This is a genomic window from Serratia sp. GW822-FHT06D09, from assembly GCF_058799515.1.
Genome location: NZ_JBXALO010000020.1, coordinates 1 through 8,489 on the forward strand (window position 1 = coordinate 1; position 8,489 = coordinate 8,489).

An 8,489-nucleotide genomic window follows, 5' to 3' on the forward strand; every position below is an offset into this window, starting at 1 on the left:
AACATGGTTGTTACCCTGATCCACCCAATCGCGATGGACGACGGCCTGCGTTTCGCAATCCGTGAAGGCGGCCGTACTGTTGGCGCTGGTGTTGTTGCTAAAGTTATCGCTTAATCGCGAATAATTTTTCGACACAAAAGAGGGCACTTCGGTGCCCTTTTTTTATGCAATTTGGTCAAATCTTAATTGAAATAAAAAGCATTCCTATTTAGACTTACAGAATTGGTTAAGAAGTGAGTCTCTTATGTACGTATGTCTGTGTAATGCCGTGACTGACAAAGCGATCCGTAAAGCCGTGCGTCAGCACAACCCGCATACCATGAAACAACTGCGTGAACTTGTGCCGATTGGTACCGATTGCGGAAAGTGCATTCGTCAGGCAAGACAGATTATGGTGGAGGAAAGCGGAACCATTATCCCAATGCATGAAGTTGCCTAACTAAAGGTAAGGTTATTTTTTGACTCTTGGCTTACAGCTTCTACACTTTTAGAACTGGCCAGGAGGATTTACCTATGAAAGGCGATAAAAAGATCATTGCTCATCTCAACAAACTGCTCGGTAACGAGCTGGTTGCCATCAATCAATATTTCCTGCACGCCCGAATGTTCAAGAACTGGGGGCTAACACGCCTCAATGAAAAGGAATACCACGAGTCGATCGATGAAATGAAGCATGCCGATCGCTATATCGAGCGTATCCTGTTTCTGGAAGGCCTTCCGAATTTGCAGGATCTCGGCAAGCTGAACATTGGCGAAGATATCGAAGAAATGTTGCGTTCGGACCTGGCCCTGGAATTGGATGGCGCCAAGAATCTGCGTGAAGGCATCGCCTATGCTGATTCTATCCATGACTATGTCAGCCGTGACCTGATGATAGAAATTCTGGCCGACGAAGAAGAACATATCGACTGGCTGGAAACCGAACTGGATTTGATCGCGCGTCTGGGTATCCAGAACTATGCCCAAGCTCAGTTGTAGGCAGTAAATACCTTTTACAACGATGTTCTCCTGCCGGCATGAGTTTCTCCGGCAGGGCAGGGGAGCAGCGACAAAGCCTTGCCCTAATCCCGACGAATTTCCCCCTCGGTTTTCACCCGTTAGTTACCCGCCGGTAAAAAATGTCGATATCCTGAGCATATTTCCATCTGTGCCTTGCTTCTCGCTCTGTTTTGCGTATAATGCGCGGGCTTACCTAATCTTGGTAAGCCTGATTTTAGCGAATCAGTCGATAGGCAGGACTTTCTGCTCTTCGAACAATACTCCCGATATGGGGGTTATATGTTGACGATTACACTCCCCCATCAATCGAAATGGGTGTGAGGAGTAATTATTTACGTTTATAAATAATTGGAGCTCTGGTCTCATGCAGAACCAAAGAATCCGTATCCGCCTGAAAGCGTTTGATCATCGTCTTATCGATCAATCAACCGCGGAAATCGTCGAGACTGCAAAGCGCACTGGTGCGCAAGTCCGTGGTCCGATCCCGCTGCCAACTCGCAAAGAGCGCTTTACCGTTCTGATCTCTCCGCACGTTAACAAAGACGCGCGTGATCAGTACGAGATTCGCACTCACAAGCGTCTGGTTGACATCGTTGAGCCAACCGAGAAAACCGTTGATGCTCTGATGCGTCTGGATCTGGCTGCCGGTGTAGACGTGCAGATCAGCCTGGGTTAATCAGGTCATTGAGCGATTGAGAGGTTGAAACAATGATTGGTTTAGTCGGTAAAAAAGTGGGCATGACTCGTATCTTCACTGAAGATGGCGTTTCTATCCCAGTAACCGTGATTGAAATTGAAGCGAACCGCGTGACTCAGGTTAAAGACCTGGAAAACGACGGGTACCGTGCCGTTCAGGTTACCACTGGTAGCAAAAAAGCTAACCGTGTGACCAAACCGGAAGCGGGCCATTTCGCTAAAGCTGGCGTTGAAGCTGGCCGTGGTCTGTGGGAATTCCGCCTTGCAGAAGGTGAAGAGTTCACTGCAGGTCAAAACATCAGCGTAGAAATCTTCGCTGAAGTTAAAAAAGTCGATGTTACCGGTACTTCTAAAGGTAAAGGTTTTGCTGGCACAGTTAAGCGCTGGAACTTCCGTACCCAAGACGCTACCCACGGTAACTCCTTGTCTCACCGCGTTCCGGGTTCTATCGGTCAGAACCAGACTCCGGGCAAAGTGTTCAAAGGCAAGAAAATGGCTGGCCACCTGGGTGACGAGCGTGTAACCGTTCAAAGCCTGGACGTAGTACGTGTTGACGCTGAGCGCAACCTGCTGCTGGTTAAGGGTGCTGTACCGGGCGCAACCGGTGGCAACCTGATCGTTAAACCAGCTGTGAAGGCGTAAGGGGATAGCAATGGAATTAGTATTGAAAGACGCGCAAAGCGCGCTGACTGTTTCCGAAACTACCTTCGGTCGTGATTTCAACGAAGCGCTGGTACACCAGGTTGTTGTTGCTTATGCAGCAGGTGCCCGTCAAGGTACCCGTGCTCAGAAGACCCGCGCTGAAGTGACTGGTTCCGGTAAAAAACCGTGGCGCCAGAAAGGTACCGGCCGTGCGCGTTCAGGTTCTGTAAAGAGCCCGATCTGGCGTTCAGGTGGCGTGACCTTTGCTGCTAAGCCTCAGGACCACAGTCAGAAAGTAAACAAAAAGATGTACCGCGGCGCGCTGAAAAGCATCCTGTCCGAACTGGTACGTCAAGATCGTCTGATCGTTGTCGAGAAGTTCTCTGTAGAAGCGCCTAAAACTAAGCTGCTGGCACAGAAACTGAAAGATATGGCTCTGGAAGATGTGCTGATCGTGACCGGTGAACTGGATGAGAATCTGTTCCTGGCTGCTCGCAACCTGTACAAGGTTGACGTGCGCGATGTAGCAGGTATCGACCCGGTTAGCCTGATCGCCTTCGACAAAGTGGTTATGACTGCTGATGCTGTGAAGCAAGTTGAGGAGATGCTGGCATGATCCGTGAAGAACGTTTGCTGAAAGTGCTGCGTGCACCGCACGTATCTGAAAAAGCATCCGCTGCGATGGAAAAAAGCAACACCATCGTACTCAAAGTTGCCAAAGACGCGACCAAAGCAGAAATCAAAGCTGCAGTGCAGAAACTGTTTGAAGTCGAAGTCGAAGACGTGAACACCCTGGTAGTTAAAGGGAAAGTGAAACGTCACGGTCAGCGTGTTGGTCGTCGTAGCGACTGGAAAAAAGCTTACGTCACCCTGAAAGAAGGCCAGAACCTGGACTTCATCGGCGGCGCAGAGTAAGTCGGAGGAGTAAGAACAATGGCAATTGTTAAATGTAAACCTACATCTCCGGGTCGTCGCCACGTTGTTAAAGTGGTTAACCCTGAGCTGCACAAGGGTAAACCTTATGCCCCGCTGCTTGAGAAACTGAGCAAAAGCGGTGGTCGTAACAACAATGGCCGTATCACCACCCGTCATATCGGTGGTGGCCACAAGCAACATTATCGTCTGGTTGACTTCAAACGCAACAAAGACGGTGTGGCTGCAGTGGTTGAGCGTCTGGAGTACGATCCGAACCGTTCCGCGAACATCGCGCTGGTTCTGTACAAAGACGGCGAACGCCGTTACATCCTGGCGCCGAAAGGCCTGAAAGCTGGTGACCAGATCCAATCTGGCGTTGATGCTGCAATCAAGGTAGGTAACACCCTGCCAATGCGCAACATCCCAGTGGGTTCAACGGTTCACAACGTAGAAATGAAACCAGGTAAAGGCGGCCAGATGGCTCGTTCTGCTGGTGCCTACGTTCAGATCGTTGCACGTGATGGTTCCTACGTAACTCTGCGTCTGCGCTCAGGCGAAATGCGTAAAGTTCCAGTTGATTGCCGCGCCACCCTGGGTGAAGTCGGTAACGCTGAACATATGCTTCGCGTTCTGGGTAAAGCAGGTGCTGCACGTTGGCGTGGTGTTCGTCCTACCGTTCGCGGTACGGCGATGAACCCGGTAGATCACCCGCACGGTGGTGGTGAAGGTCGTAACTTTGGTAAGCACCCGGTAACCCCGTGGGGCGTTCAGACCAAAGGTAAGAAGACCCGTAGCAACAAGCGTACTGATAAGTTCATCGTACGTCGCCGTAGCAAAAAATAATTAGAGGATAAGCCATGCCACGTTCTCTCAAGAAAGGTCCTTTTATTGACCTGCACTTGCTGAAGAAGGTAGAGAAAGCGGTGGAAAGCGGTGACAAGAAGCCTTTGCGCACTTGGTCCCGTCGTTCAACGATCTTTCCTAACATGATCGGTTTGACCATCGCTGTCCATAATGGTCGTCAGCACGTACCAGTGTTCGTTTCCGATGAAATGGTCGGTCACAAACTGGGTGAATTCGCGCCGACTCGTACTTATCGCGGCCATGCGGCTGATAAAAAAGCTAAAAAGCGCTAAGGTAGGAGGAAGAGATGGAAACTATCGCTAAACATCGCCACGCTCGTTCTTCTGCTCAGAAGGTTCGCCTTGTTGCAGACCTGATCCGCGGTAAGAAAGTGTCGCAAGCTCTGGAAACTCTGACCTACACCAACAAGAAAGCTGCTGGTCTGGTTAAGAAAGTGCTGGAGTCTGCCATTGCTAACGCAGAACACAACGATGGCGCTGACATCGATGATCTGAAAGTCACGAAAATCTTCGTAGACGAAGGCCCAAGCATGAAGCGCATTATGCCGCGTGCAAAAGGTCGTGCAGATCGCATCCTGAAGCGCACCAGCCACATTACTGTGGTTGTGTCCGATCGCTGAGACTCTGGAGACTAGCAATGGGTCAGAAAGTACATCCTAATGGTATTCGCCTGGGTATTGTCAAACCTTGGAACTCTACTTGGTATGCGAATACCAAAGAATTCGCTGACAACCTGGACAGCGACTTTAAAGTTCGTCAATTCCTGATTAAGGAACTGGCGAAAGCTTCCGTTTCTCGCATCGTTATCGAGCGTCCTGCGAAGAGCATCCGTGTGACTATTCACACTGCTCGTCCAGGCATCGTTATCGGCAAGAAAGGCGAAGATGTCGAAAAACTGCGTAAGGTCGTAGCGGATATCGCTGGCGTTCCTGCGCAAATTAACATCGCCGAAGTCCGTAAACCGGAACTTGACGCTAAATTGGTTGCTGACAGCATCACTTCACAGTTGGAACGTCGCGTTATGTTCCGTCGTGCTATGAAGCGTGCTGTACAGAACGCAATGCGTCTTGGCGCTAAAGGTATCAAAGTTGAAGTAAGCGGCCGTCTTGGCGGTGCTGAAATCGCGCGTACCGAATGGTACCGTGAAGGTCGTGTTCCGTTGCACACACTGCGTGCGGATATCGATTACAACACATCTGAAGCGCACACCACTTATGGTGTAATCGGCGTTAAGGTATGGATCTTCAAAGGTGAGATCCTGGGTGGTATGGCTGCAGTTGAACAACCGGAACCGGCTGCTCAACCTAAAAAGCAGCAGCGTAAAGGCCGCAAGTAAGGAGAGTCGCTGATGTTACAACCAAAGCGTACAAAATTCCGTAAGATGCACAAAGGCCGCAACCGTGGTCTGGCGCAGGGTACGGATGTTAGCTTCGGCACTTTCGGTCTGAAAGCTGTTGGCCGTGGCCGTCTGACTGCTCGTCAAATCGAAGCAGCTCGTCGTGCAATGACTCGTGCAGTTAAGCGTCAAGGTAAAATTTGGATCCGTGTATTCCCGGACAAACCAATTACCGAGAAGCCGCTCGAAGTGCGTATGGGTAAAGGTAAGGGTAACGTGGAGTATTGGGTTGCCCTGATCCAACCTGGGAAAGTCCTGTACGAAATGGACGGTGTACCAGAAGAGGTCGCCCGTGAGGCATTCAAGCTGGCTGCAGCTAAATTGCCGATCAAAACCACCTTTGTAACTAAGACGGTGATGTAATGAAAGCACAAGAGCTGCGTGAAAAAAGCGTTGAAGAGCTGAACACTGAGCTGCTCAACCTGCTGCGTGAGCAATTTAACTTGCGCATGCAGGCGGCAAGTGGCCAGCTGCAACAAACTCACCTGTTGAAACAAGTGCGTCGTAATGTCGCACGCGTTAAGACTTTACTGACTGAAAAGGCGGGTGTGTAAATGACTGATATTATCCGTACTCTGCAGGGTCGTGTTGTTAGTGACAAAATGGAGAAATCCATGGTTGTTGCTATCGAGCGCACGGTGAAGCACCCGATCTACGGGAAATTCATCAAGCGTACGACCAAGCTGCACGTACATGACGAGAACAACGAATGTGGTATCGGTGACGTGGTAGAAATCCGCGAATGCCGTCCACTGTCTAAGACTAAGTCTTGGACGTTGGTTCGCGTTGTAGAGAAAGCGATTCTGTAATAGAGTAGCTGGCTCTAACTTAATAAACGGCTCAGAAAATGAGCCGTTTATTTTTTCTACCCATACTCTGGAAGCGGTGTTATAATGCTGCGCCCTCGGTTATGGGGCTTTTCAACGACCTAGTAATAGGTCCTAAAGTTGTAGTTGACATTAGCGGAGCACTAACATGATCCAAGAACAGACTATGCTGAACGTGGCCGACAACTCCGGTGCACGTCGCGTAATGTGTATCAAGGTTCTAGGTGGCTCGCACCGTCGCTACGCAGGCATCGGCGACGTCATCAAAATTACCATCAAGGAAGCAATTCCTCGCGGTAAGGTGAAGAAAGGCGATGTGCTGAAGGCGGTAGTGGTGCGCACCAAGAAGGGTGTACGTCGCCCGGACGGTTCTGTCATTCGCTTCGATGGTAATGCATGCGTTATTTTGAACAATAACAGCGAGCAACCTATCGGTACGCGTATTTTTGGGCCGGTAACTCGTGAACTGCGTAATGAGAAGTTCATGAAAATTATCTCTCTGGCACCAGAAGTACTCTAAGGAGCGAACCATGGCAGCGAAAATCCGTCGTGATGACGAAGTTATCGTGCTTACCGGGAAAGACAAAGGTAAACGCGGTAAAGTAAAAAATGTCCTGTCTGCTGGCAAGGTCATTGTTGAAGGTATCAACCTGGTTAAGAAACATCAGAAGCCGGTTCCGGCCCTGAACCAACCAGGTGGCATTGTTGAAAAAGAAGCTGCAATTCAGGTTTCTAACATTGCTCTCTTCAACACGGCTACCGGTAAGGCTGACCGTGTAGGCTTTAGATTCGAAGACGGCAAAAAAGTCCGTTTCTTCAAGTCTAACAGCGAAACTATCAAGTAATTTGGAGTAATACGATGGCGAAACTGCATGATTACTACAAAGACGAAGTAGTTAAAAAACTCATGACTGAGTTTAGCTACGCTTCTGTCATGCAAGTCCCTCGGGTCGAGAAGATCACCCTGAATATGGGTGTTGGTGAAGCGATCGCTGACAAGAAACTGCTGGATAACGCAGCAGCTGATCTGGCAGCAATCTCCGGTCAAAAACCGTTCATCACCAAAGCCCGCAAATCTGTTGCAGGCTTCAAAATCCGCCAGGGCTATCCGATCGGCTGTAAAGTAACTCTGCGTGGCGAGCGCATGTGGGAGTTCTTTGAGCGTCTGATTTCCATTGCTGTTCCACGTATCCGTGACTTCCGTGGCTTGTCCGCTAAGTCATTCGATGGCCGTGGTAACTACAGCATGGGTGTGCGTGAGCAAATCATCTTCCCAGAAATCGACTACGACAAAGTCGATCGCGTTCGTGGCTTGGATATTACCATTACCACTACTGCGAAATCTGATGATGAAGGCCGCGCGCTGTTGGCTGCTTTTAACTTCCCGTTCCGTAAGTAAGGCAGGGTTACTGATGGCTAAGCAATCAATGAAAGCACGCGAAGTCGTTCGCGTGAAACTGGCTGAAAAGTACCGCGCAAAACGCGAGGAACTGAAAGCTATCATTTCTGGTGTGAACTCGTCCGACGAAGAACGTTGGGATGCTGTTCTCAAGCTGCAAACTCTGCCGCGTGATTCCAGCCCGTCTCGTCAGCGTAAGCGCTGCCGCCAAACTGGCCGTCCACATGGTTATGTGGGCAAATTCGGGTTGAGCCGTATCAAGTTACGTGAAGCCGCTATGCGCGGTGAAGTACCTGGCTTGAAAAAGGCTAGCTGGTAATTACCAATTGAATCACGGGAGTAAAGACAGATGAGCATGCAAGATCCGATCGCGGATATGCTGACCCGTATCCGTAACGGTCAAGCCGCGAACAAAGTTGCGGTCACCATGCCTTCCTCCAAGCTGAAAGTGGCAATTGCCAACCTGCTGAAGGAAGAAGGTTTTATTGAAGATTTCAAAATCGAAGGCGACGCCAAGCCTGTTCTGGAACTGGTACTGAAGTACTTCCAGGGCAAGGCAGTGGTAGAAAGCATTCAGCGAATCAGCCGTCCAGGTCTGCGCATCTATAAGAAAAAAGATGAGCTGCCAAAAGTTATGGCCGGTTTGGGTATCGCTGTTGTTTCTACCTCTAAAGGTGTTATGACCGATCGTGCAGCTCGCCAAGCAGGTCTTGGTGGCGAGATTATCTGCTACGTAGCTTAATTCGGGAGGA

19 protein-coding genes are annotated in these 8,489 nt (G+C 49.9%); all 19 read left to right on the forward strand.

The window, feature by feature from the left end:
- The coding region (locus tag AC1RKG_RS24360; protein ID WP_455678424.1) for an EF-Tu C-terminal domain-related protein at positions 1 to 114 on the forward strand (114 nt) is incomplete at its 5' end.
- A 130-nt stretch (positions 115 to 244) separates the two neighbouring features.
- Positions 245 to 439 (forward strand): bacterioferritin-associated ferredoxin, encoded by a 195-nt coding sequence (bfd, locus tag AC1RKG_RS24365; protein ID WP_013814795.1) that lies wholly within the window; start codon positions 245 to 247, stop codon positions 437 to 439.
- 74 nt (positions 440 to 513) lie between these two features.
- Complete coding sequence (gene bfr, locus AC1RKG_RS24370; RefSeq protein ID WP_044554945.1) at positions 514 to 978, forward strand: bacterioferritin; 465 nt, start codon at positions 514 to 516, stop codon at positions 976 to 978.
- 385 nt (positions 979 to 1,363) lie between these two features.
- Positions 1,364 to 1,675 (forward strand): 30S ribosomal protein S10, encoded by a 312-nt coding sequence (gene rpsJ, locus AC1RKG_RS24375; RefSeq protein ID WP_001181005.1) that lies wholly within the window; start codon positions 1,364 to 1,366, stop codon positions 1,673 to 1,675.
- A 32-nt stretch (positions 1,676 to 1,707) separates the two neighbouring features.
- A complete protein-coding gene (gene rplC / locus AC1RKG_RS24380; protein WP_020837245.1) occupies positions 1,708 to 2,337 on the forward strand; it encodes a 50S ribosomal protein L3 in 630 nt (209 codons plus the stop codon).
- A gap of 10 nt (positions 2,338 to 2,347) precedes the next feature.
- Positions 2,348 to 2,953: a 50S ribosomal protein L4 gene (gene rplD, locus AC1RKG_RS24385; RefSeq protein ID WP_004929779.1), complete on the forward strand. Its 606-nt coding sequence runs from the start codon at positions 2,348 to 2,350 to the stop codon at positions 2,951 to 2,953.
- Entirely contained in the window at positions 2,950 to 3,252 is a 303-nt protein-coding gene (rplW, locus tag AC1RKG_RS24390) for a 50S ribosomal protein L23 (RefSeq protein WP_004951179.1), read from the forward strand. The genes rplD and rplW overlap by 4 nt, the downstream gene beginning before the upstream one ends.
- A gap of 18 nt (positions 3,253 to 3,270) precedes the next feature.
- Positions 3,271 to 4,095: a 50S ribosomal protein L2 gene (gene rplB / locus AC1RKG_RS24395; protein WP_020837243.1), complete on the forward strand. Its 825-nt coding sequence runs from the start codon at positions 3,271 to 3,273 to the stop codon at positions 4,093 to 4,095.
- A 14-nt stretch (positions 4,096 to 4,109) separates the two neighbouring features.
- Positions 4,110 to 4,388 (forward strand): 30S ribosomal protein S19, encoded by a 279-nt coding sequence (gene rpsS / locus AC1RKG_RS24400; protein WP_004929772.1) that lies wholly within the window; start codon positions 4,110 to 4,112, stop codon positions 4,386 to 4,388.
- 14 nt (positions 4,389 to 4,402) lie between these two features.
- Positions 4,403 to 4,735, forward strand: coding sequence for a 50S ribosomal protein L22 (rplV, locus tag AC1RKG_RS24405; RefSeq protein ID WP_002223844.1), 333 nt, complete (start codon positions 4,403 to 4,405; stop codon positions 4,733 to 4,735).
- A gap of 17 nt (positions 4,736 to 4,752) precedes the next feature.
- On the forward strand, positions 4,753 to 5,451 hold the full coding sequence (gene rpsC / locus AC1RKG_RS24410; RefSeq protein ID WP_004951172.1) for a 30S ribosomal protein S3: 699 nt from the start codon (positions 4,753 to 4,755) through the stop codon (positions 5,449 to 5,451).
- 12 nt (positions 5,452 to 5,463) lie between these two features.
- A complete protein-coding gene (gene rplP / locus AC1RKG_RS24415) occupies positions 5,464 to 5,874 on the forward strand; it encodes a 50S ribosomal protein L16 (protein WP_004951171.1) in 411 nt (136 codons plus the stop codon).
- A complete protein-coding gene (gene rpmC / locus AC1RKG_RS24420) occupies positions 5,874 to 6,065 on the forward strand; it encodes a 50S ribosomal protein L29 (protein ID WP_004951169.1) in 192 nt (63 codons plus the stop codon). The genes rplP and rpmC overlap by 1 nt, the downstream gene beginning before the upstream one ends.
- Positions 6,066 to 6,320, forward strand: coding sequence for a 30S ribosomal protein S17 (gene rpsQ, locus AC1RKG_RS24425; RefSeq protein WP_020837241.1), 255 nt, complete (start codon positions 6,066 to 6,068; stop codon positions 6,318 to 6,320).
- 166 nt (positions 6,321 to 6,486) lie between these two features.
- A complete protein-coding gene (gene rplN, locus AC1RKG_RS24430) occupies positions 6,487 to 6,858 on the forward strand; it encodes a 50S ribosomal protein L14 (RefSeq protein ID WP_020837240.1) in 372 nt (123 codons plus the stop codon).
- A 10-nt stretch (positions 6,859 to 6,868) separates the two neighbouring features.
- Positions 6,869 to 7,183 (forward strand): 50S ribosomal protein L24, encoded by a 315-nt coding sequence (rplX, locus tag AC1RKG_RS24435; protein ID WP_020837239.1) that lies wholly within the window; start codon positions 6,869 to 6,871, stop codon positions 7,181 to 7,183.
- A 14-nt stretch (positions 7,184 to 7,197) separates the two neighbouring features.
- Complete coding sequence (gene rplE, locus AC1RKG_RS24440) at positions 7,198 to 7,737, forward strand: 50S ribosomal protein L5 (protein WP_020837238.1); 540 nt, start codon at positions 7,198 to 7,200, stop codon at positions 7,735 to 7,737.
- A gap of 13 nt (positions 7,738 to 7,750) precedes the next feature.
- Positions 7,751 to 8,056: a 30S ribosomal protein S14 gene (rpsN, locus tag AC1RKG_RS24445; RefSeq protein WP_041415050.1), complete on the forward strand. Its 306-nt coding sequence runs from the start codon at positions 7,751 to 7,753 to the stop codon at positions 8,054 to 8,056.
- Positions 8,057 to 8,086: 30 nt separating this feature from the next.
- Complete coding sequence (rpsH, locus tag AC1RKG_RS24450; RefSeq protein ID WP_020837236.1) at positions 8,087 to 8,479, forward strand: 30S ribosomal protein S8; 393 nt, start codon at positions 8,087 to 8,089, stop codon at positions 8,477 to 8,479.
- The last annotated feature ends 10 nt before the right edge of the window (positions 8,480 to 8,489 follow it).

Bases quoted from the DNA above. Each gene is read 5' to 3' on its own strand.
- bfd (WP_013814795.1), top strand. From the start codon at position 245: ATGTACGTATGTCTGTGTAATGCCGTGACTGACAAAGCGATCCGTAAA.
- bfr (WP_044554945.1), top strand. From the start codon at position 514: ATGAAAGGCGATAAAAAGATCATTGCTCATCTCAACAAACTGCTCGGT.
- rpsJ (WP_001181005.1), top strand. From the start codon at position 1,364: ATGCAGAACCAAAGAATCCGTATCCGCCTGAAAGCGTTTGATCATCGT.
- rplC (WP_020837245.1), top strand. From the start codon at position 1,708: ATGATTGGTTTAGTCGGTAAAAAAGTGGGCATGACTCGTATCTTCACT.
- rplD (WP_004929779.1), top strand. From the start codon at position 2,348: ATGGAATTAGTATTGAAAGACGCGCAAAGCGCGCTGACTGTTTCCGAA.
- rplW (WP_004951179.1), top strand. From the start codon at position 2,950: ATGATCCGTGAAGAACGTTTGCTGAAAGTGCTGCGTGCACCGCACGTA.
- rplB (WP_020837243.1), top strand. From the start codon at position 3,271: ATGGCAATTGTTAAATGTAAACCTACATCTCCGGGTCGTCGCCACGTT.
- rpsS (WP_004929772.1), top strand. From the start codon at position 4,110: ATGCCACGTTCTCTCAAGAAAGGTCCTTTTATTGACCTGCACTTGCTG.
- rplV (WP_002223844.1), top strand. From the start codon at position 4,403: ATGGAAACTATCGCTAAACATCGCCACGCTCGTTCTTCTGCTCAGAAG.
- rpsC (WP_004951172.1), top strand. From the start codon at position 4,753: ATGGGTCAGAAAGTACATCCTAATGGTATTCGCCTGGGTATTGTCAAA.
- rplP (WP_004951171.1), top strand. From the start codon at position 5,464: ATGTTACAACCAAAGCGTACAAAATTCCGTAAGATGCACAAAGGCCGC.
- rpmC (WP_004951169.1), top strand. From the start codon at position 5,874: ATGAAAGCACAAGAGCTGCGTGAAAAAAGCGTTGAAGAGCTGAACACT.
- rpsQ (WP_020837241.1), top strand. From the start codon at position 6,066: ATGACTGATATTATCCGTACTCTGCAGGGTCGTGTTGTTAGTGACAAA.
- rplN (WP_020837240.1), top strand. From the start codon at position 6,487: ATGATCCAAGAACAGACTATGCTGAACGTGGCCGACAACTCCGGTGCA.
- rplX (WP_020837239.1), top strand. From the start codon at position 6,869: ATGGCAGCGAAAATCCGTCGTGATGACGAAGTTATCGTGCTTACCGGG.
- rplE (WP_020837238.1), top strand. From the start codon at position 7,198: ATGGCGAAACTGCATGATTACTACAAAGACGAAGTAGTTAAAAAACTC.
- rpsN (WP_041415050.1), top strand. From the start codon at position 7,751: ATGGCTAAGCAATCAATGAAAGCACGCGAAGTCGTTCGCGTGAAACTG.
- rpsH (WP_020837236.1), top strand. From the start codon at position 8,087: ATGAGCATGCAAGATCCGATCGCGGATATGCTGACCCGTATCCGTAAC.